This is a genomic window from Stenotrophomonas sp. YJH_SMC_106-19, from assembly GCF_059368375.1.
In genome coordinates this window covers 472,711-494,554 of record NZ_JCAFRQ010000002.1, presented here as the reverse complement: position 1 = coordinate 494,554, position 21,844 = coordinate 472,711, and the positions used below count along the sequence as shown (strand labels likewise).

The window sequence follows — 21,844 nt, the reverse complement described above, 5'->3', positions numbered from 1 at the left end:
TACCGCGCACCGTCAGCGTCGGTCAACGATCAGCCTTCCAGCTCTTCCCAGCGCGCGTACGCGGCGTCCAGTTCGGCCTGCACCTTGGCCAGCTGCTGCGTGTGTGCCGTCACCTCGGCGCTGCTGCGGGTGTAGAACGAGGGATCATTCATCGCTGAGGTGAGGCCTTCGACGTCACCTTCCAGCTTCTCGATCATCTTCGGCAGCTGCTCCAGTTCGCGCGCTTCCTTGTAGCTGAGCTTGCGCTTGGCCGCGGCAGGTTCCGCGGCAGCCACAGGCGCAACCGCTGCCGCCGGCCTGGCAGCGGCGGGCACTGCTGCCGCTGCGGTACTGGCCGCGTAGCGCTGCCAGTCGGTATAGCCTCCAACGTACTCGCCGATCACGCCGTCGCCCTCCATCACCAGCGTGGACGTCACCACGTTGTCGATGAAATCACGATCGTGGCTGACCAGCAGCAGCGTGCCGGTGTACTCGCCAAGCAGCTCTTCCAGCAGCTCAAGCGTTTCCACGTCCAGGTCGTTGGTGGGTTCGTCCATCACCAGCAGGTTGGACGGCTGCGCGAACAGCTTGGCCAGCAGCAGGCGGTTGCGCTCCCCACCGGACAGCCGGGTGATCGGCGCGCGCGCGCGCTCGGGCGTGAACATGAAGTCCTGCAGATAGGCATGCACGTGCTTGCGCTTGCCGTTGAACTCGAGGAAATCACGGCCTTCGGCCACGTTCTCGATGGCGCTCCAGTCTTCGCGCAACACGGCACGATACTGGTCGAAATAGGCGACCTGCAGGTTGGTGCCGGCGTTGACCTCGCCCTTCTGCGGCTGCAGTTCACCCAGCAGCAGCTTCAACAGGGTGGTCTTGCCGCTGCCGTTGGGGCCGATCAGGCCGATCCGGTCGCCGCGCAAGATGGTGGTGGTGAAGTCGCGGACCATGGTGCGGTCGCCGAACGCGAACGAAATGTCCTTGACGTCGATGACCTTCTTGCCGGAGCTCACGCCCTGTGCCGCTTCCATCCGGACATTGCCGCTCAGCTCGCGTCGCTGCGACCGTTCGGTGCGCATCGCTTTCAGCCGGCGCACGCGACCTTCATCGCGGGTGCGGCGCGCCTTGATGCCCTGCCGGATCCACACTTCTTCCTGTGCCAGCAGCTTGTCGAAGCGCGCGTTCTCCTGCGCCTGCGCGTTGAGGCGCTCTTCGCGGCGGCGTTCGTAGTTGGCCCAGTCGCCGGGCCAGCTGGTGACCTGGCCGCGATCGATCTCGACGATGCGGGTGGCCAGCGCACGCAGGAAACGGCGGTCATGGGTGACGAACACCACGCTGCCGCTCCAGCCCTTCAGGAATGCTTCCAGCCAGTCGATGGCTTCGATGTCCAGGTGGTTGGTCGGCTCGTCCAGCAGCAGCAGGTCCGGGCTGGAGACCAGCGCGCGGCCCAACAGGACGCGGCGCTTCATGCCACCGGACAGGCGCGCGAACTCCGCATCGCCATCCAGGTCGAGCTTGGTCAGTGTCTCGGCCACGCGCTGGTCCAGACCCCAGCCATTGGCCGCGTCGATCTTGGCCTGCACCCGGCCGAGCGCATCGCCGTCGAACTCGTCGGCATGGCTGAGGTGGTGGAACTCGGCCAGCCACTGGCCCAGCTCACCCAGGCCATCGGCCACCACGTCGAACACCGAGCCGGCCGCGCCGTGCGGCACTTCCTGTTCCAGGCGGGTCACACGGACGCCCTGCTGGACGCGTACTTCGCCATCATCGGGCTTGTGGTCGCCGGACAGCAGCTTGAGCAGGGTGGATTTGCCGGCGCCGTTGCGGCCGATCAGGGCGATGCGTTCACCCGGCTCGATCGACAGTTCGGCTTTTTCCAGCAACAACGGGCCGCCGACGCTGAAGTCGACGTTCTGCAGAGTAATCAGAGGCATCCGGATATTGTACGGGTTGGGGGCGCCGGCCGGGCTGCTCCCGGAGATCGATCAGCCCACCTCCCCCAGCAACGCCTGCAGACCCGGCAACCATTGCTTGCCAGGGTGGCGCACCAGCCACAGCGTGCGCTGCAGCGCGGGTAGTGGTGTATCCAGCACACGCAGGCGACCCAGTGCCAGCGGCTCCTCCAATGCGTGACGTGACAGGCAGGCCACGCCGAGGCCGGCGATCGCGGCTTGCTTGATCGCCTCGGTGTTGCCCAGCTGCAGGGTCTGCGCGAAGCCGCGCAGATGCGGCAGAAGCGCCTGCTCCACGGCCTCGCGGGTGCCGGACCCGGGTTCGCGCAGCAGCCAGCGCGCCGCGCGCAGATCCTCCAGCGACCAGCGCGCCGCCGCGTCGGCGGCGGCAACGATCACCAGCGGATCCTGCTGCCACGCGGTCACCTGCAAACCCCGCTCGTGGCATGGCCCCTCGATCAGGCCGGCATCCACATCCAGCCGCTGGACGGCGGCGACCACGCCGGCGCTGTTGTCGATGCGCAGATCGACTTCCGCCTGTGGCGCCTGCCGCAACAGGTCGGCGATGCGCGCCGGCAGCAGGTAGTTGCCGATGGTGGTGCTGGCCGCCAGCACCAGCCGCAACGGTGCCCCCTGCGCGGGGTCCCCGCCGGCAGCGAGCTGGCGCTCGAGATCAACGGCATTGACCAGCAGCGCGCGGGCCGGTTCCAGCAGCGCGCGGCCATGGCCGTTCAGCACCAAGCGGCGACCGACACGGTCGAACAGGGGCGTGCCGAAGTGCGCCTCCAGCTCCTGCAGGGCGGCACTGCTGGCCGACTGCGAGAGCGCGATGGCCTGGCCGGCCGCGGAGGTACTTCCGTGGTCGGCAATGGCGACGAAGACCTGTAGCTGGCGCAGAGTCAGGCGCATGGCCTTTACCTATAAAGCAGGTAGATTCTACTTATATTATTCGTTTTACAGGTCATTGGCGCAGGCGCACGCTTTTGATCGTTCCCCACACCGGTCCCGCCATGAGCACCTCCGCCCCCTCCGCCTGGTCCCTGCCCGTTCTGCGGCAGCGCTGGCAGCCGCGCCTGCCCGGGCTGCTGCTGGCAGCCCTGCTCGCTGCGGCATCGCTTCATCTGGCGGACCTGCCATGGCTGCAGGCGCATGGCCTGAGCGCGCTGACCGTGGCGATCGTCGCCGGTATCGCGGTCGGCAATACCCTCTACCCGCGGCTGGCGCCGCGCAGCGCGGCAGGCATCGGCTTCGCCAAGCACTGGCTGCTGCGTGCCGGCATTGTGCTGTATGGCCTGCGCCTGACGTTCCAGGACATCGGCCATGTCGGCATCGCCGGCGTGCTGATGGACGTGCTGGTGGTCGCCAGCACATTTGGCCTGGCCTGTTGGCTGGGCACGCGCGTGTTCAGGATGGAGCGTGAGGCGGCGATGCTGATCGGCGCCGGCAGTGCCATCTGTGGCGCGGCGGCAGTGATGGCGGCCGAGCCGGTGGTGCGTGGTCGTGCGGCACAGGTAACAGTGGCGGTATCGACCGTGGTGGTGTTCGGTACGCTTGCCATGTTCCTGTATCCGGCGCTGTATGCGTTGCTGCAGTCGCACGGCTGGCTGGCGATGGACGCGCGGCAGTACGGCCTGTTCACCGGGGCGACCGTGCACGAAGTGGCGCAGGTGGTGGCTGCCGGCCGTGCCGTGGGTGAGGCGGCTGCCGATACCGCCGTCATCACCAAGATGGTCCGGGTGATGCTGCTTGCGCCCTTCCTGGTCGTGCTGTCGCTCTGGCTGGCACGCGGCAGCAAGGCAACGCCCGAGGGCAGCAAGGCCCGCATCGTTGTGCCGTGGTTCGCGTTCGGTTTCGTCGCCGTGGCCGGCATGAACTCGCTGCAGCTGCTGCCCGCCGGACTTCACGCAGCGCTGGTGCAGCTGGACACGGTGCTGCTGGCGATGGCGATGGCGGCGCTGGGCGTGACCACCCATGTCTCCGCGCTGCGCCAGGCGGGCCTGAAGCCGCTGCTGCTGGCGCTGCTCCTGTTCGCCTGGCTGCTGTTCGGTGGCCTGGCGATCCACCAGGGCGTGCTGGCGATGCTGCACTGAGCGCAGGTCTGCCGATACGGCCGCTGCCCCGGGAGACGGGGACGGCCGCGCGCGCAGGTACAATGCGCCATGACTGACTTCTCGACCCTGCCGCTGAGCCCGGCCCTGCAGCCCGGCCTGGATGCCCTCGGCTACACCACCCTGACCCCTGTGCAGGCCCAGAGCCTGCCCGCCATCCTCGATGGCCGCGACGTGATCGCGCAGGCTCCGACCGGCAGCGGCAAGACCGCTGCGTTTGGCCTGGGGCTGCTGCAGGCGATCGATCCGAGCCTGATCCGCGTGCAGGCGCTGGTGCTGTGCCCGACCCGCGAACTGGCCGACCAGGTCGGCAAGCAGATCCGCAAGCTGGCCACCGGCATCCCCAACCTGAAGCTGCTGCTGCTGGTCGGCGGCGTACCGCTGGGACCGCAGCTCGCCTCGCTGGAAGGCCACGACCCGCACGTGGTGGTCGGCACCCCTGGCCGCGTGCAGGAGCTGGCACGCAAGCGCGCGCTGAATCTTGGCGCGGTGCGCACGCTGGTGCTGGACGAAGCCGATCGCATGCTCGACATGGGCTTTGAAGAGCCCATCCGCGAAATCGCCGGACGCACCCACAAGGACCGGCAGAGCCTGCTGTTCTCGGCCACCTTCCCCGACAGCATCCGTGCCATTGCACGTGATCTGCTGCGCGATGCCGTTGAAGTCACGGTGGAAGGCGCTGACCAGGCGCCGGCCATCCGCCACCTGTTCTGCGAGGTCGAGCCGGCCCATCGGCAGAAGGCGCTGGCCGGCCTGCTGCTCAAGTACACGCCCGAATCGGCAGTGGTGTTCTGCAATACCCGCAAGGACGTGGATGAGGTCGCCCATTCGCTGCAGCAGTTCGGCTTCTCGGCGCTGGCCCTGCACGGTGACATGGAGCAGCGTGACCGTGAGGAAGTGCTGCTGCTCCTGGCCAACCGCAGCTGCAACGTGCTGGTCGCAAGCGACGTCGCCGCGCGCGGTCTGGACGTGGAAGAGCTGGCGGCGGTGATCAACTACGAGCTGCCGACCGATGTCGAAAGCTACCAGCACCGCGTTGGACGTACCGGCCGTGCCGGCGCCAGCGGCCTGGCCATCAGCCTGGTGGCGGGCCGCGAAAAGACCCGCGCCGAAGCGATCGAAGCACAGATGGGGCACGCGCTGGACTGGCAGAAAACGCCGCTGGCGACGTCACGTCCCGCCGAGTTGCCGCAGGCAGCGATGCGCACCCTGCGCATCGACGGTGGCAAGACAGACAAGCTTCGCCCGGGCGACATCCTCGGCGCCTTGACCGGCGACGCAGGACTGTCGGGCAAGTTCATCGGCAAGATCGCGATCTTCCCGACCCGCTCCTACGTGGCGATTGCGCGCGAGCAGGCCAGCAAGGCCCTGGCGAAACTGGAGGCCGGCAAGATCAAGGGCCGCCGCTTCCGCGTACGGATGATGTAAGGCCCAGCGACAGGTAGCGCCGGGCCATGCCCGGCGACAGTTCCAAAGCCGGTAGCGCCGGGCCATGCCCGGCGACAGTTCCAAAGCCGGTAGCGCCGGGCCATGCCCGGCGGCAGTCTCAGAACACCAGCTCGGTGTGCAGCGGCAGGTCCGCCTGCCAACGGGCGCGGCCACCCAGGCCATCCAGCTCGACCAGGACGCCAGCACCGACCACGTCCACGCCCAGCCGGCGCACCAGCGACAATGCGGCCACCAGCGTGCCGCCGGTCGCCAGCACGTCATCGATGATCGCCACGCGCGCGCCGGCCGCCAGCGCATCGGCATGCACTTCGATGCAGTCGCTGCGGTACTCCAGTGTGTATTCCTCGCGCAGCACCTGGCCGGGCAGCTTGCCCGGCTTGCGCACCGGCACGAAGCCGACGCCCAGTTCCAGTGCCATCGCGGCGCCCAGGATGAAACCACGCGATTCGATACCCACCACCGCGTCCAGCTTCTGGTCGCGCCAGCGGTCGGCCATCGCGCGGATGGCATCACGGAAGTCCTCGCCGTGCGCGAGCAGCGGCATGATGTCCTTGAACAGGATGCCGGGCTTGGGGAAATCGGCGATGTCGCGCAGGCGCGAGGCCCACGCGGGGACGGCCACGGTGGCGTCGGTCATTGCAGCTACCAGCTTGTATGGCGGCATAGGGTAACCGGTTCGTCCGTACGCTGCCCGTTCCCGGCATCTTCGCGCCGCTGCGTTCCATCAATGGCGCCACAGCATCACGCAAAAATCGCACACGCGTGCGATAATCGCCGTGATCGGTAATTCACCCGCCTTGCGTCATAAGCAGATCGACGCCTGCACGCCGTCACGGCCCGCAGCCGCCCTGGATGCCGTCGGCCCCCGCCACGCCTGGCGCGTGCGGGGCTTCCCCGCCTCCGCGCGGGTTCCTGCAATGAGGTTCATGCAACGTGGACGAGACGACGAAGGTTCCGGCCCTGTGCCGTGTGCTGGTGATCCTGCTCGGCATCCTGGTGACGCTGTTCGGCCTGGCTCTGCTGGTCGGCGGCGTACGCCTGGTGCAGCTGGGGGGCAGCTGGTACTTCCTGCTGATGGGTGTGGCGTCTGCCGTGGCCGGCGTGCTGCTGGTGATGCGCCGGCCGAATGGTGCGCTGCTGTACGGCCTGGCGTTCGTGGCCACGCTGCTGTGGGCGCTGGTGGATGCCGGCTGGAATTTCTGGCCGCTGGTTTCGCGCCTGGTGATGCCCGCCGTGCTCGCCCTGCTGGTCGCCTTGGCCTGGCCGGTGCTGCGCCGCAGCCGCGGCCAGGTGGCCGGTCGCGGCGCCTATGGCGTGGCTGCAGTGCTGCTGGTGGGTCTGCTGGGTACTGCATTCGCAGCGTTCCAGCCGCGTCCCGTGCAGGCGGCGCAGGGCACCACACCCCCCGTAGTGCCCGTGGCCAAGGGCGCTGAGCAGCGCGACTGGATGCACTGGGGCAATACCACCGCCGGTACCCGCTTTGCCGCACTGGACCAGATCACCCCGGCCAATGTGAAAGAGCTGCAGGTGGCCTGGACCGCGCGCACCGGCGATGTACCGGAAAGCAACGGCTTCGGCGCCGAAGACCAGAACACCCCGCTGCAGATCGGCGACACCCTGTACCTGTGCACCCCCCACAACCAGGTGATCGCCGTTGATGCCGATTCGGGCAAGCAGCGCTGGGCCTTCGATCCCAAGGCCACTGCACCGAACTGGCAGCGTTGCCGGGGCCTGGGCTATTTCGATGCGACCACCGCACCGGCCGCCGCGACGACGGCTGCACCGGCACCAGTGCCGGCCACTGACGTGGCGAGCACTGGCCCGGCGCTGTGCGGGAAGCGCATCCTGATGACCTCCATCGACGCCCGCCTGTTCGCGCTGGATGCGAACACCGGTGCCCTGTGCCCGGACTTTGGCAGCAACGGGGTGGTCGACCTGAAGGTCGGCATGGGCGAGATCAAGCCCGGCTTCTACACCCTCACCGCCGCGCCGCTGGTGGCGGGCGAGCTGATCGTGGTCGGCGGCCGGGTGGCCGACAACATCGAAGTAGGTGAACCGTCCGGCGTGGTGCGTGCGTACAACGTGCGCACCGGTGCGCTGGTCTGGATCTGGGATCTTTCAAAGGAGACCCCGGACGTGCCGCTGGATCCGTCGATCCACTACACCCGTGCGACACCGAATGTGTGGACGTCGATGGCCTACGACCCGCAACTGGGCCTGGTCTACCTGCCCACCGGCAACACCACGCCGGATCAGTGGGCCGGCGAACGCACGCCGCAGGACGACAAGTACAGCTCTGCCGTGGTCGCGCTCGACGTCGCCACCGGCAAGGAACGCTGGGTGTACCAGACCGTACACCACGATCTGTGGGACTACGATCTGCCCGCACAGCCGACCCTGATCGATGTACCCGACGGCAAGGGCGGCACATTGCCGGCGCTGCTGCAGGTCACCAAGGCCGGGCAGATCTTCATGCTCAACCGGCAGACCGGCGTGCCGATCAGCGAAGTGCGCGACATTCCGGCGCCGCAGGGCAACGCCGAGGGCGAGCGCTACGCCGCCACCCAGCCGCTGTCGGTGGGCCTGCCGCAGATCGGCGCGGAAACGCTGACCGAGTCGGACATGTGGGGAGCCACCCCGATCGACCAGATGCTGTGCCGCATCCAGTTCAAGCAGTTCCGCTACGACGGCATGTACACGCCACCGGGCGAAGACCTGGCGCTGCAATGGCCGGGTTCGCTGGGCGGCATGAACTGGGGCAGCGCCTCGGTCGACCCGACCACGGGCTATCTGTTCGTCAATGACATGCGCCTGGGCCTGTGGACCAAGCTGATTCCGCGCGCGCAGATGAGCAGCGGCGACGGCGGCGTGGAAATGGGCGCGGCCTCGCAGACCGGCACGCCCTATGGTTCGCTGCGCGACCGCTTCCTGTCCAAGCTTGGCATTCCCTGCCAGAAGCCCCCGTTCGGCACGATGTCGGCGATCAACCTGGCGACCCGCAAACTGGTCTGGCAGGTACCGGTGGGCACGGTGAAGGACACCGGTCCGATGGGCATCAAGATGGGCCTGTCGATCCCGATCGGCATGCCGACCCTGGGCGGTTCGCTGGCCACCCAGTCAGGCCTGCTGTTCTTCGCGGGCACGCAGGATTACTACCTGCGTGCTTACGACAGCCGTACCGGCGATGAGCTGTGGAAAGCACGCATGCCGGTGGGCAGCCAGGGCACACCGATGACCTATGTCTCGCCGAAGACGGGCCGTCAGTACGTGGTGATCTCCGCCGGTGGCGCCCGCCAGTCGCCGGACCGCGGCGATTACGTGATTGCCTACGCGCTGCCCGAGCGCAGGTGAACCCTGCCGCGTAGCGTCGCCTGCCGGGCGGCGCTACCCGGGTACCGGTTGCTGGTGCGAGCGCTTACCATGCAAGGTCGAACCCGATGAAAGCTGCTGCCATGCCTGCCGCCGATCCTCCCAGCCGTCGCCCCAAGCGCGCACCTGCTCCGCCGCAGGACCGTGGCCTGGCCCATGAGCTGATGCAGCAGATCCAGGACAACCAGGGCGATCCGGACTTCATGACATCGCTCGGTCGCGGTCTGGCCGTGCTGAGCGTGTTCTCGCAGCACCCGCGCGAAGTGACCATGTCACAGATCAGCACCGATACCGGCATCTCGCGTGCCGCGGTGCGGCGCGTGCTGTATACGCTGGAAAAGCTGGGCTATGTCGGCGAACAGGGCCGTGGCTACGTGCTGCTGCCGCGCGTGCTGGGCATGGGCGGTGCCTATGTGGCGTCGTCGTCGATGACCGCCGCAGCGCAGCCGGTGCTCGATGCCCTGCGCGACGACGTGCATGAATCCTGCTCGCTGGGCGTGCTGGACGGCGACGACATCCTGTACGTGGCACGTGCGGAAACCGTACGCATCATGTCGATTGGACTGCGCGCGGGCAGCCGTCTGCCTGCCTACTGCACATCGATGGGCCGCGTGTTGCTCGCGGCGTTGCCGCGCGACACGCTGGAAGGCTATCTGGAACGCAATCCGCTGCGGCCGCGCACCGAGCGCACCATCACCCGCATGGATGATTTCCTGGACACGCTGGAGAAGGTGCGCCGCGAAGGTGTGTCCCTGGTCGACCAGGAACTGGAGATCGGCCTGCGCTCGATCGCAGTGCCTGTGCGTTCGCGCAGCGGTGACGTGATTGGTGCGTTGAACATCGGCACCCAGGCGGGCCGGATCGGTCTGGGCGTGATGCAGACCCAGCTGCTGCCGCGCCTGCGTGAAGCGGCGCAGCGATTGGGCACGTTGTTGAATTGAGGCACGCCGACGGGCATGGCCCGGCGTCATCGTGGGCCGCTGCGCTCGCCGGGCATGGCCCGGCGCTACCACAACGCGGCCAGGTGGCGCCGGGCCACGCCCGGCGGAACCGGCATCAGCCCTCGGCGGCCTGCTCTTCCAGAATCGGCTTAGCCAGCGCGAAGGCGTGGTTGGCCGCAGGCACGCCACAGTAGATCGCAGCCTGCAGCAGCACTTCCTTGATCTGCTCCGGCGTGACGCCGTTGTTGCGGGCGGCACGGATGTGCAGCTTGAACTCCTCGTCGTGGCCCAGCGCCACCATCATCACGATGGTCAGCAGCGAGCGCGTATGCCGCGGCAGCCCCTCACGCGTCCACACCGTGCCCCACGCTGTGCGGGTGATGAAGTCCTGGAATTCGGTGGTGAAATCGGTGCGCGCCTGCAGCGAGCGTTCAACGTGTGCCTCGCCCAGCACCTGGCGGCGCACCGCAAGGCCAGCTTCGTAGCGTTCCTGTTCGTCCATCGTGGTCTACCTGTTATGCGGGGGTCAGTGCTGCGCGGAAAGATGCGCAGCCAGTGCGGAAGTGAATGCCTGCGGCGACTCCAGGTTGCAGATGTGGCGGCCCGGGACAGCGGCGTAGTGGCCATGGGCCACGCCCTCGACGATTGCCTGCAGATCGGTCGGCACGCACACCGGATCATCATCACCGGCAATGGCCAGCAGCGGCACGCCGATGCGGCCCAGCACATCGCGGAAGTCGGCCGTTGCCACAGCGTTGCAGCAGCCGACGTAACCGTCGACGCGGGTCGCCAGGAATACCTGCAGGATCTCTTCCACCTGGCTGGCATGGGTCTGTGCGAAGGCAGCGGTGAACCAGCGTTCGCGGGTGCCATCCACGAGGGGCAACAAGCCATCGTGCTGGACCTGGGCCATACGCGCCTGCCAGCTCTCCAGCGTGCCGATCTTCGCCGCGGTGGCGGCCACGGTGAGCGTGCGCAGCCGGTTGCCCGCATGCACGCCCAGCCACTGCCCGGTCAGACCACCGATCGAAAGACCGCAGAAATGGCTGCGCTCGACGCCCACGTGATCCCACAGCGCCAGCACGTCGGCGCCCAGTTCGGCCACGGTGTACAAGCCCGGCGGAGCGCTGGACTGGCCGTGGCCCCGACGGTCATAACGCAGGATTCGATACTGCGAGGCCAGCGCATCCACCTGCGGCTGCCACATGCCCAGGTCGGTACCGAGCGAATTGCAGAACGTCAGCCATGGCGCGTCTGCACGGCCCTCGGTCTGGTAATGCAGGCGGTGCTGCGGAAGGTCGAGGAAGGGCATGCGTGCTCCAGCGGTGAACGTGGGATCAGCCGCGCGCGAGCACGCGGTCGATCCAGGTATCGGCCATGCCGCGCCAGCTGTCGGCAGCGAACAGGGCATCCAGTTGTGCAGCGGAAAGCTGCGCGGTGACCTCCGGCGTCTGCGCCAGCACGTTGCGAAGATGCTGCGATTGCGCCAGCGCCTGCTTCGCGGCCTGCTCCACCAGGGCGTGCGCGGCCGACTTGCCGATACGCTCGCCCAGGGTGACCGCCACGGCCTCGGCGTAGAGCAGGCCGCCATGGCTGTCCAGATGCTGGCGCATGCGTGCGCGATCCAGTTGCAGGCCCTGCACCACCATCTCAACCTGGGCCAGGCTGCCCGCACACAGGCGGACGATCTCCGGCACGGTCTCCCATTCGGCATGCCACTGCCCGGCCGCGCGCTCGTGCGGCTGCGGCATGGCGCTGAACAACGTGGACAGCAGGCCCGGCACGCGCGTGGCGGCGGCGATGGCCGCCACGCAGCCCACCGGATTGCGCTTGTGCGGCATCGCCGAGGAGCCCCCCTTGCCCTCCCCGGCCGGCTCGAAGGCCTCCGCCACCTCGGACTGCATCAGCAGCACGATATCGCTGGCGATCTTGCCGAGGCTGCCGGTCAGCAGCGCGAACACGCTGCCCAGTTCGGCGATACGATCACGTGCGGTGTGCCAGGGCAGCGCCGGCAGCGGCAACTGCAACTCGGCAGCCAGGGCCTCGGCCACGTCCAACCCGCGCGTCTGCAGCGAGGCCAGCGTGCCCGCGGCGCCACCGAACTGCAGCACCAGAGTGTCTTCGGCCAGCGCATCCAGGCGCCGCTGGCTGCGCTGCAGGGCATCAAGCCAACCGGCGGCCTTCAACCCGAAGGTTACCGGCACGGCCTGCTGCAGCAGCGTGCGTCCCGGCAGACCGGTGCCGCGCTCGGCCTCGGCCAGCCGCGCCAACGCCGTGCACAGCACCTGCAGTCGCGCCTGCACCTGACCGACCGCCGTGCGCAGCTGCAACACGGCGCCGGTGTCGATGATGTCCTGGCTGGTGGCGCCCCAGTGCACCCAGCGCGCGGCTTCGGCATCATTCGCCTTGACCTGCGCAGTGAGCGCCTTGACCAATGGAATGGCCGGGTTGCCGGCCTGCGCGGTGGCGGCCGACAGCGCCGGCAGCGCATACAGATCGGCGCGGCAGGCCGCTTCGATCGGGGCCAGTGCAGTGGCGGGAATCACCCCGCACCGCACCTGCGCGCGTGCCAGCGCGCGCTCGACGTCCAGCATCGCCTGCAGGCGCGCTTGATCACTGAACACGGCGTCGACGGCAGAATCGCCGAACAGACCGCCCAGCAGCGTTGGGGAGAGGCTCATCGGTGCAGTCCATCCTGGGTGGCCACAGCTTACCCGCGCCCGCTGCGTGCGGGCGTGGAGTGGCCGGAAGGCGCGTCGCGCGCGCCGCGATCAGTAGGCGAAGAAGACCGTCTCATCCGGGCCCTGCATGTGCACGTCCCACCGGTACAGACCCTTGCCCTGCGCCTGCGCAACCAGCGTGTGACGGCGCTCGGGCGGTACCAGCGCGAGGATGCCGTCCTCGCCATTGCTGGTCTCGTCGCTGAAGTAGATGCGACCCCGCACAGCCTGCAGCAGGCCACGCATGAACACCAGCACGATCAGGTGCGGTGCCTGCGGCTCGCCGCGCAGGCCCGGCACGCGGCCCGGCTTGACGGTGCTGAAGGCAAACCGCCCCTGCTCATCGGTCGGCACGCGGCCCCAGCCATCGAAGGCCGGGTCGTGGTCGTCGCGGCGCGGGTCTTCGCCATGGGCATAGATGCCCTGTGCGTCGGCCTGCCAGATTTCCAGCACGGCATCGGACACCGGCACGCCATTGCCATCGAACACCTGGCCCTGCACGTGCACGCGTTCGCCCTGCGCGGTGGCCGGGGCGATGTCGGTGCGGTACAGCGGTTCCAGGCCCAGGCGGTAGTACGGGCCGACGGTCTGCCACGGAGTGGATTGGAAACTCATGGTCTTACTCCCAGACGGTCATCTTGCGACCGCGCAGCACGATGTCGAAGCGGTAACCCAGCGCGAATTCGTTGGTAGTGGTTTCCCAATCGAACGAGGACACCATGCGCTCGCGCGCGTTGGCATCGTCCACGCAGTTGTAGATGGGATCGAACGCCAGCAGTGGGTCGTTGGGGAAGTACATCTGCGTGACCAGCCGCTGGCCGATGCCATCGCCATGCAGGGAGAAATGGATGTGCGCCGGGCGCCAGGCGTTGTAGTGGTTACGCCACGGGTAGGCGCCGGGCTTGATGGTGGTGAAGCGGTAACGGCCTTCGCTGTCGGTCAGCACCTGGCCCGTACCCTTGAAGTTGGGATCCAGCGGTGCATCGTGCTGGTCACCCTTGTGCAGGTAACGGCCAGCAGCGTTGCACTGCCATACCTCGACCACGGTGTTGCGCACCGGGCGGCCATTCTCGTCCAGCACGCGGCCGCTGACGATGATGCGCTCGCCCTGCGGCTGGCCGGGGAAACCTGCGGTCAGGTCCGCGGCGTGCTCACCCAGGGTGATGCGGTTGATGCTCGGGCCGGTCACTTCCGAGAGCGTCACCGGGATGGCGATCGGATCGGTACCCGGGCCACGCAGCGCGGTGGAGGCATACGGCAGGTGGATGCGCGGCGGCTGGCTGCCGGGATACGGCGTGCGGTAGCCGCGCAGTTGAGTGGGATCGCTCATGGCGTACTCCTGTTGGCGAGCGGCCCGCAGGCCGCGGCTGTCGTGCAGATCATGGGTTCGTTGGGGCTCACACGCGCTCAATGGCCAGGGCTACACCCTGCCCCACGCCGATGCACATCGTGGCCAGGCCACGCCGGCCCCCGGTGGCTTCCAGCTGGCGCAGCAGGGTCAGGGCCAGGCGCGCACCGCTCATGCCCAGCGGGTGCCCCAGTGCGATGGCGCCGCCGTTGGGGTTCACGTGCGCGGCATCATCGGCCAGGCCCAGCTGGCGCATGCAGGCCAGGCTCTGCGAGGCGAACGCTTCGTTCAGCTCAATGGCATCGAAATCGGCGATGGACAAGCCCAGGCGCGTCATCAGCTTCTGGCTGGCCGGCACCGGGCCCATGCCCATGATTGCCGGCTCCACGCCGGCGCTGGCAAAGCCGAGAATGCGTGCGCGCGGGGTGAGGCCCTGCGCCTTGACCTGCGCACCGGACGCCAGCAGCAACGCCGCGGCACCATCATTGATGCCCGAGGCATTGCCTGCGGTCACCGTTCCGGGTTGCCGGAACAGTGGCTTCAGTCCGGCCAGAGCGTCTGCGGTGGTATCGCCGCGCGGGTGTTCATCGCGGTCGACAGTCACGGTCTCGCCGCGCCTGCGGCCCGGCACCTCCACCGCCTCGATTTCGCCATCGAAGAATCCACCCGCCTGCGCGGCGGCGGTGCGTTGCTGGCTGCGCAGCGCGAACGCATCCTGGTCCTCGCGGCTGATGGCGTAGCGCTCGGCCACGTTCTCGGCGGTCTGGCCCATGGTCTCCACGCCATGCAGCTCGCGCAGGCGGGAGTTGATGAAGCGCCAGCCCATGGTGGTGTCTTCAATCTGCTGGTCGCGGGCGAACGGCGAGGTCGCCTTGCCCATCACGAATGGCGCGCGTGACATCGACTCGACACCACCGGCAATGGCCAGACCCAGCTCGCCCGTGGCGATCCCACGGGCCACCGTGCCGATCGCATCCAGGCCCGACCCGCACAGGCGGTTGATCGTGCTGCCCGGCACCGTCACCGGCAGGCCGGCCAGCAGCAGGCTCATGCGCGCAACGTTCCGGTTGTCTTCGCCGGCCTGGTTGGCACAGCCGAGGTAGACGTCCTCGACCAGCGCCGGATCCAGCTGCGGGTGGCGCGCCAGCAGTGCCTTCAGCGGAATCGCGCCGAGGTCGTCGGCGCGCACGCCGGACAGCGCACCACCATAGCGACCGATCGGGGTACGGATGCCATCGACGATGTAGGTCTCGTGCAGGCTCATCTCAGGCTCCCTCGGCCAGTGCCAGCGGCAGGCCGGTCAGTTCACGCAGTTGTCCGATATCCATCCCTTCCACCATCTCCAGCACGGTCGCGCCATCAGCCCCCAGATCGAACACCGCCACATCGGTGTACACGCGCGACACGCAGCGCAGCCCGGTCAACGGGTAGCTGCACTCGGTCACCAGCTTGCTCTCGCCCTTCTTGGTGAACAGGTCCATCATCACGAACACCTGCTTGGCACCGATGGCCAGGTCCATCGCGCCGCCTACGGCCGGAATCGCATCGGGGGCCCCGGTGCTCCAGTTGGCGAGGTCGCCCTGCACCGAGACCTGGAAGGCACCCAGCACGCAGATATCGAGGTGGCCGCCACGCATCATCGCGAACGAATCGGCATGGTGGAAATAGCAGCCCCCGGTCAGCAGGGTGACCGGCTGCTTGCCGGCATTGATCAGATCCGGATCCTCCCGGCCAGGCGCCGGCGCCGGTCCCATGCCCAGCAGGCCATTCTCCGACTGCAGGAAGATCTCCTTGTCGGCCGGCAGGAAATTGGCCACCGTGGTCGGCAGGCCAATGCCCAGGTTGACGTAGGCACCTTCGGGAATGTCACGCGCCACGCGCGCGGCCATCTGTTCGCGGCTGAGCTTGTTCATGCCTGCACCCCCGCTGCGGCCACCGGCACCACACGCTGCACGAAGATGCCCGGGGTCACCACGGCCTCCGGGTCCAGTTCACCCAGCGGCACCACCTCACGCACCTGCACGATGGCGCAGCGCGCGGCCATCGCCATCAGCGGGCCGAAGTTGCGTGCGGTCTTGCGGTACACCAGGTTGCCCCAACGGTCGCCGCGGTCGGCCTTGATCAGCGCGAAATCAGCGTGCAGTGGGTACTCAAGCACGAAGTGACGCCCGTCGATTTCACGCGTCTCCTTGCCCTGCGCCAGCTCGGTGCCGTAGCCGGTCGGGGTGAAGATCGCCCCCAGGCCGGAACCCGCCGCGTGGATGCGCGCGGCCAGATTACCCTGCGGCACCAGCTCCAGTTCGATCTCACCGGCGCGGTAGGCGGCGTCGAAATGCTGCGAATCGGCCTGGCGCGGAAACGAGCAGACGATGCGACGCACGCGCTTGTGCCTGATCAGCGCGGCCAGGCCGGTATCGCCGTTGCCGGCGTTGTTGTTGATGATGCACAGCTCGCGCGCACCCTGTGCGATGAGCGCGTCGATCAGCTCGTCGGGCATGCCCGCCGTGCCAAAGCCGCCGATCATCACGGTGGCGCCATCATGGATATCGGCCACCGCTGCTTCCACGCTGGCCACGGTCTTGTCGATCACTGCATTGCTCCTTGCCCTGCGCGCCAGCGGTCATCACCGCCTCGCTTCAGAGCCACTGCGAAGGGAAAACACGGCCTCGACATGGTCGCCATGGCACTCCGTCCGGTCAATGCGATATTCGCACTCATGATTCGATAATCGCACATTGAGTCAACGACTCCCTCGCGGTTCAACGCTGGTTCCGGCCCACGCCCACGCGCAGACCCAGGCACGCCCAGGCCGCCAGCAGCAGCGGCAGCGCGCACAGCACATACAACGCGGAGGGCCGCCAGTGGCCATCCACCAGCACACCCACCGTGAGCGGCGAGAGGATCGCACCGACGCGGCCGATGCCGATGGCCCAGCCCAGACCGGTGGTCCGCACTTGCGCGGCGAACACCACCGGCGCCGCGGCATACAGGCCCGCCATCGCGGCGAACAGTGCTGCACCGATCACGAACGCCAACGGGAACGCCATGCCCAGCTGCGTGTTGAAGGCGGCAAAGCCCAGCATCGACACCATCGCCAGCAGCAGCGCACCGGCGGTCAGCTTCGACAGCGACCAGCGCGAGGCCAGCCAGCCGAACAGGCTTCCGCCGACGATGCCGCCCAGGTTCAACAGCACGCCTCCGGTGATGCCCTGCTGGGCGGAGACACCGGCAGAGACCAGCAGCTTCGGCGTCCAGCTCAGCACGAAGTAGAAGGCGAACATGTGCAGGAAGAAGGCCAACGCGATCAGCAGCGCGACGCGCCGCAGGTCACCCACGAACAGCGCCGCATAGCCCTGCCGCTGGCCATCACGCAGCGGCGCCGGCGGCAGCGCCTGCAGCTGCGGCATGCGCATGCGCGAGAGCAGTGCGTTCAGGCGCGGCAGCGCATCGGCCGGGCGACGCGCAACCAGGAAATCCAGCGATTCGGGCAGGCACCTGAGCACCAGCGGAATGCACACCAGCGACGCCGCGGCGCCGATCAGGAACACGCTGTGCCAGGACCAGTGTTCCAGCATCCACGCCGCCAGCAGACCGCCGGCGGTGGCGCCTATCGGATAGCCGGTGGCCTGCAGCGCGACCGCCGTACTGCGCCACTTGGCATTGGCGTACTCGGCGGTGATCACGCCCACGCCGGCCAGCATGCCGCCGATGCCGATGCCGGTGTACACGCGCAGCGCGCCCAGCTGCCAGGCGTTGGCAGCCAGCGCCGACAGCGCCATGCCGCTGGTCAGGATCAGCAGGCAGCACACGATCATCGGCCGCCGGCCCCAGCGATCGGCCAGCGGCGCCAGCAGGAACGAGCCCAGCGCCATGCCGACCAGGCCGGCGCTGAGCATCATCCCCAGCACCTTGCCCGACAGCTCCCAGTCCGCCGACACATGCGGCGCGGTAAAGGCCATGACCATCACATCGAAGCCATCGAGCATGTTCAACAGCACGCAGATGGCGATGGCGGTCCACTGGAAGGGACTCATCCGTTCCAGGACAAGCGAGGGTGCGGGGGCGGCGTGGCTCATGGGGCGGTTTCCTGCAACAGCGTGATGCGGTGGAACGTCCGGCGGGGAAGGTCTCAGTGACCGGCCTGGCTGGATGCATGGATGACCTGCAGGACGTCCTGCAGGCGATCGACTTCGACCTGGCCCGGTGCCGACGGGGTGCCGATCATGCCGAAGGTGAGCGCCTGGCCGAAGGTTTCACCAGCCAGGCGCGAGACCACACCGGTGCCCCCCATCGACATGGTCAGCAGCGGCCTGTCGCTCTGCTGGCGCACCTGCCAGGTGGCATCGAGCAGGGCCAGCACGTCGCCTGCGTCGCGCGGCATCACCGCGATCTTCAGCACGTCCGCACCCAGCGCCTGCTGCCTGAGCAGGCGCGCGACGATCTCATCGCGGGGCGGCGTTGCGTGGAAGTCATGGTTGGACATCACCACCTTCACGCCGGCCTTGTGCGCCTGCGCCACCAGCGCCTGCACCACCTTCGGATCACGGAACATCTCCACGTCGATCAGCTGGGCCACGCCGCCGCGCAGCAGCGTGGCGTAGAGCGCGCCGTAGTCGGCATCGCTGATCGGCTTGGCGCCGCCCTCGGCCTTGGTGCGGAACGTCACGATGACCGGCTTGCCGCCCAGCGTGGCCTGGATGCGCTTGCCCAGCGCGACCAGCGCCTTGCCATCGGTGGCGATGTCCAGGTAGTCGATGCGCCACTCGGCGATGTCGGTGGCCTTGCTGGCAGCGATGGCCGCCGCCTGCTGCAGGGCCACGTCAGCGGTGGCGCCAGTGATCGGCACGATGGTGCGGGGATGCCCCTCGCCGATACGCAACTGGCCGACCTGCAGTACCGCCGGCGGCGGTGCGGCCAGGGCCAGCGCCGGGCCGGCGCACAGTGCACCGGCCAGCACAACCGGAGCGAGCGGAAGCTTCATGGCGGTCACCAGAGCATGGAAGGAGCGCATGGCCATCAGAAGGTCACCTTGGCCTGTACGCCCACGGCCCAGGCGTTGTCGGTACCGCTGTAGTTGAACGTGCCCGGGTTGACGATGTACTGCACATCCGGGCGGATCATCAGCCACGGGTTTACCTGGACGCTGTAGGACAGTTCGAACAGCTCCTCGGCCTGGCTGAGGTTGTACAGCGGCGAATCGCCAGGCACGCCACCGGCGGCCAGCGTGGCCCGGCGCGCATCGACCAGCCGGTTGTTGATGTCGGCGCCTACGTAGCCCAGCGCGATGCTGTCCTGGGCGCGCGAGCCAATGCCCTGGTAAACCCCGCCCAGCGCATACCAGCGTTTGATCTGCGCGGTGTCGGTGTCGGACACCATGTACTGCGCGAACGCAGTCAGGCCGCGGCTGGAATCGGCCGATTCCCGGGTCAGACGCTGCTCGGCGAGCACGTAGGCGCCGTGGCGCCCGGTCGTCGGCGAAGCATCCAGACCGCGCTTGTCCACGCGTGAGGTGTCGTAGTAACCGCCGAACTTGTAGACGCCCGCATAGCGGCTGCCCTTGGCCGGGGTCCAGGTCACTTCCACCGGGAACAGCGAACCGGTGGTACCGGAAGCGAGCGGACGGAACGCGTTGCGTTCGATGTTGCCACCCAGGTTCGGATTCACCTGGAACCAGCCGGTGCGAACGTTGACGGCCGGGCTGACCTGCTGGGCGAACTCACCGCCCCAGCGTGCCACGGGGTAGTTGTACCAGCCGCTGTTGCCCGACATCGCCAGCGGGTGCGCGCAGAACGCCGCATTGACGAAGTGGGTCAGCAGGCTGTGCAGGCCGAACTGGTTGCCCATCGCGTAATAGCCCAGCTTGTAGTACGACTGCCCCGCGTTGAAGGTCTGGTCGTAGCTCAGTTCGGTCAGCCGCGTGTACTGGCCGCCGTACGCTTCCTGGATGGGGAAGCGGTTGCCGACGAAGTCCACCGAGGTGCTGCGGCCGCGACGGTCGTTGAGGGTGAAGTGGAAGGCACCGCCGTTCCAGCCGGCCAGCGTGCCCATGTCCAGGTCCACGCCAACGCGCACCTGCTGCGCATAGCGCGCACCGGTTTCGCCGTAGCCGCCATCGACCACACCCATGGCTTCACCCACGTAGTCGCCGCGGAAGGCGATGCCACGCTCGAACAGATCGGTGCGGGTGCCGCCCCAGTCGCCAGTGAGGGTCCTGCCTTCGTAGCGGTTGCTCGACTGCGCGCTGGCGATGCAGGGCAGCAGCGCGGTGGCCAGGACGGCCAGGGAAACGGGTTTCGCAAGATTCATGATCGCGGTCTCGTGGAGATGATCAGCGCAGCGACAGCGGCGCGCTCAGGGGGGAGGTGGCGCCCTGCGCCGAGGTGACCGTGGCGGTCAGGCTGCCGGCAGCCGCAGCATCTGCCGCGGCGCCGAGCGGGAAGGTGAAACGGCCCTGCCCCTGCGCATCGGTGCGCGCCTGCACGCTGCCCAGCACCCACTCGGCCTCGCTGCTGCTGGCGGCGCGGTTGCCGAACACTTCGACCTGGTAACGGCTGCCGGGCGTACCCTGGAAACGACCGATCAACTGGCGCTGCGTACCCTTGCCCTGCACGCCAGTCAGCTGCGGCGCCGCCTGGCCCAGGTTCGGCAGCGGCTGGCAGTCGGTCTGGCCGGCAGCGGAGCAGATGCGCGCACGCTTGGACGGATCATTGTCGACACCACGACCACGTGAACCGACGAAGCTGGCGTGTTCCAGGCCTGGCACGCCGAACACGATGGCGCCGCGCGGTTGGCCCTTCACGCAGGCGCCGCCGGCCTCGCAGCGCTCGATCGGCAGGCCGTTGCCGAAGATGCGGTTGGCGGTGAAGCGGTTCGGCGCACTGACCGGCTGCGGGCGCACGCCGATGCCGATGCCATTGCCGGTGATGATGTTGCCATCGACCACGTTGCCGCTGCCGGTGATGCTCAGGCCCAGCGAATTGCCGGTGAAGGTGTTGGCGGCGATGTAGTTGCGGTTGCCCCAGTTGATCTGCAGGCCATCGGAGTAATCGACGAAGCGGTTGTGTACCACGCTGTTGTCGTTGCCCCAGAGGATTTCGATGCCCTGCGACGGTTCCGGGTTGGCCTGGGTGGACTGGAACAGGTTGTCGGCCACCAGGTTCCAGGCCGCGCCACGGGTCAGCTCAAGTCCATCGCCGTTGTCGAGGAATTCATTGCGCACGATGCGGTTGTGCACGGTGGTGGTGGCAGTGGACTGCCCTGTGCCGTCGTCCCCGGTGAGCATGATGCCGGCGCCGCCCTTGTTGGCGACGATGCGGTTGTCGTGGATCTCGTTGTGGCTGGAGCGGTTGACCAGCACACCGATGCAGAAATTGCGGATCTCCAGACCGGCCAGTTCAACGCCTTGGGTATCCCGCAGGACCAGCCCCGGCAGCGTGGTGGTGCGCACGTTGGTGCCCGACTGGCCCGGTTCGGCGCCCGGACAGGCGTCGGTGCCGGTGCCGGTGACGTAGGCCGAACCGTCGATGGCGACGAACTGGCCATCGCGGCCCCAGGAGGTGCCGATGATCTGCACCGGCCCCTTGATCTCCGGCAGCGGCGAGGTCGGCTTGATCACATGGGGCGCGGTACCCACCGCGTCGATCTCGATGCGATAGCGACCCGGCGCGGTGTTGGCGGTGGTGATCGCCCAGCGCAGGGAGCCGGGACGGGTGTCGTCGGCGTAGCGGTCCACGCGCAGCACCTGCAGGGGCCCGCGCGGCGGTTCGGCCTGGTAGGCCAACGCCAGGGTCGGCAACTGGGCGAGCAGGAACAGAGAAACAATGGACAAGCGACGGCGCATGCGATCACTCCGCACAGGTGAAGGGAAATCCTGCGGTCTTCCCCTGCACCTGGCTTCAGCACCGGGTCGGGTGCTGCCCTCGCCCCGCCAGGGGTGGATCGCTTGGACTGCTTTGAATCTGCGGAAGTGAAATTAGGTTTA

At 68.0% G+C, this 21,844-nt stretch carries 19 protein-coding genes; 4 read left to right on the top strand and 15 right to left on the bottom strand.

Annotated elements, in window-relative coordinates:
- Positions 1-29 precede the first annotated feature (29 nt).
- Both AC5P5M_RS09885 and AC5P5M_RS09880 read right to left on the bottom strand, forming a co-directional pair.
- On the bottom strand, positions 30-1,910 hold the full coding sequence (locus AC5P5M_RS09885) for an ATP-binding cassette domain-containing protein (protein ID WP_253118807.1): 1,881 nt from the start codon (positions 1,908-1,910) through the stop codon (positions 30-32).
- A 51-nt stretch (positions 1,911-1,961) separates the two neighbouring features.
- Positions 1,962-2,837: a LysR family transcriptional regulator gene (locus AC5P5M_RS09880; protein ID WP_065181327.1), complete on the bottom strand. Its 876-nt coding sequence runs from the start codon at positions 2,835-2,837 to the stop codon at positions 1,962-1,964.
- A 101-nt stretch (positions 2,838-2,938) separates the two neighbouring features.
- Between AC5P5M_RS09880 and AC5P5M_RS09875 the strand changes: the two genes are divergently transcribed.
- Both AC5P5M_RS09875 and dbpA read left to right on the top strand, forming a co-directional pair.
- Entirely contained in the window at positions 2,939-4,018 is a 1,080-nt protein-coding gene (locus tag AC5P5M_RS09875; protein WP_053517756.1) for a YeiH family protein, read from the top strand.
- A gap of 69 nt (positions 4,019-4,087) precedes the next feature.
- On the top strand, positions 4,088-5,464 hold the full coding sequence (gene dbpA, locus AC5P5M_RS09870) for an ATP-dependent RNA helicase DbpA (protein WP_253118808.1): 1,377 nt from the start codon (positions 4,088-4,090) through the stop codon (positions 5,462-5,464).
- 118 nt (positions 5,465-5,582) lie between these two features.
- Here the strand turns inward: dbpA and AC5P5M_RS09865 are convergent, their stop codons facing one another.
- Positions 5,583-6,122, bottom strand: a complete 540-nt coding sequence (locus AC5P5M_RS09865) for an adenine phosphoribosyltransferase (protein WP_053517758.1) — start codon at positions 6,120-6,122, stop codon at positions 5,583-5,585.
- Between the two features lie 296 nt (positions 6,123-6,418).
- Between AC5P5M_RS09865 and AC5P5M_RS09860 the strand changes: the two genes are divergently transcribed.
- Both AC5P5M_RS09860 and AC5P5M_RS09855 read left to right on the top strand, forming a co-directional pair.
- Positions 6,419-8,836, top strand: coding sequence for a membrane-bound PQQ-dependent dehydrogenase, glucose/quinate/shikimate family (locus AC5P5M_RS09860; RefSeq protein ID WP_253118809.1), 2,418 nt, complete (start codon positions 6,419-6,421; stop codon positions 8,834-8,836).
- Positions 8,837-8,937: 101 nt separating this feature from the next.
- A complete protein-coding gene (locus AC5P5M_RS09855) occupies positions 8,938-9,795 on the top strand; it encodes an IclR family transcriptional regulator domain-containing protein (RefSeq protein WP_053517761.1) in 858 nt (285 codons plus the stop codon).
- A gap of 115 nt (positions 9,796-9,910) precedes the next feature.
- Here the strand turns inward: AC5P5M_RS09855 and pcaC are convergent, their stop codons facing one another.
- The 12 genes from pcaC to AC5P5M_RS09795 form a co-directional block, all read right to left on the bottom strand.
- Positions 9,911-10,297: a 4-carboxymuconolactone decarboxylase gene (gene pcaC, locus AC5P5M_RS09850; RefSeq protein ID WP_065181323.1), complete on the bottom strand. Its 387-nt coding sequence runs from the start codon at positions 10,295-10,297 to the stop codon at positions 9,911-9,913.
- 24 nt (positions 10,298-10,321) lie between these two features.
- Positions 10,322-11,107 (bottom strand): 3-oxoadipate enol-lactonase, encoded by a 786-nt coding sequence (gene pcaD / locus AC5P5M_RS09845; protein WP_180876336.1) that lies wholly within the window; start codon positions 11,105-11,107, stop codon positions 10,322-10,324.
- Positions 11,108-11,132: 25 nt separating this feature from the next.
- The gene (locus AC5P5M_RS09840) at positions 11,133-12,476 is read right to left on the bottom strand and encodes a 3-carboxy-cis,cis-muconate cycloisomerase (protein WP_495205804.1); all 1,344 of its coding nucleotides are present in this window, start codon (positions 12,474-12,476) and stop codon (positions 11,133-11,135) included.
- Positions 12,477-12,566: 90 nt separating this feature from the next.
- A complete protein-coding gene (gene pcaG, locus AC5P5M_RS09835) occupies positions 12,567-13,130 on the bottom strand; it encodes a protocatechuate 3,4-dioxygenase subunit alpha (protein WP_495205803.1) in 564 nt (187 codons plus the stop codon).
- A 4-nt stretch (positions 13,131-13,134) separates the two neighbouring features.
- On the bottom strand, positions 13,135-13,845 hold the full coding sequence (pcaH, locus tag AC5P5M_RS09830; protein ID WP_053517767.1) for a protocatechuate 3,4-dioxygenase subunit beta: 711 nt from the start codon (positions 13,843-13,845) through the stop codon (positions 13,135-13,137).
- 67 nt (positions 13,846-13,912) lie between these two features.
- Complete coding sequence (pcaF, locus tag AC5P5M_RS09825) at positions 13,913-15,127, bottom strand: 3-oxoadipyl-CoA thiolase (RefSeq protein ID WP_429000968.1); 1,215 nt, start codon at positions 15,125-15,127, stop codon at positions 13,913-13,915.
- A gap of 1 nt (position 15,128) precedes the next feature.
- Positions 15,129-15,776 carry a 3-oxoacid CoA-transferase subunit B gene (locus AC5P5M_RS09820; RefSeq protein WP_053517768.1) on the bottom strand — a complete coding sequence of 216 codons (648 nt, stop codon included), beginning with the start codon at positions 15,774-15,776 and terminating at the stop codon, positions 15,129-15,131.
- Positions 15,773-16,453, bottom strand: coding sequence for a 3-oxoacid CoA-transferase subunit A (locus tag AC5P5M_RS09815; protein WP_053517770.1), 681 nt, complete (start codon positions 16,451-16,453; stop codon positions 15,773-15,775). Before AC5P5M_RS09815 ends, AC5P5M_RS09820 begins: the two co-directional genes overlap by 4 nt.
- Positions 16,454-16,622: 169 nt before the next feature.
- Positions 16,623-17,939, bottom strand: coding sequence for an MFS transporter (locus AC5P5M_RS09810; RefSeq protein WP_193396263.1), 1,317 nt, complete (start codon positions 17,937-17,939; stop codon positions 16,623-16,625).
- 53 nt (positions 17,940-17,992) lie between these two features.
- Positions 17,993-18,844, bottom strand: coding sequence for a type I 3-dehydroquinate dehydratase (gene aroD, locus AC5P5M_RS09805; RefSeq protein ID WP_253118813.1), 852 nt, complete (start codon positions 18,842-18,844; stop codon positions 17,993-17,995).
- A gap of 35 nt (positions 18,845-18,879) precedes the next feature.
- On the bottom strand, positions 18,880-20,169 hold the full coding sequence (locus AC5P5M_RS09800) for a carbohydrate porin (RefSeq protein WP_053517773.1): 1,290 nt from the start codon (positions 20,167-20,169) through the stop codon (positions 18,880-18,882).
- Positions 20,170-20,191: 22 nt separating this feature from the next.
- Positions 20,192-21,703, bottom strand: coding sequence for a NosD domain-containing protein (locus AC5P5M_RS09795; RefSeq protein WP_495205802.1), 1,512 nt, complete (start codon positions 21,701-21,703; stop codon positions 20,192-20,194).
- Positions 21,704-21,844: the final 141 nt, after the last annotated feature.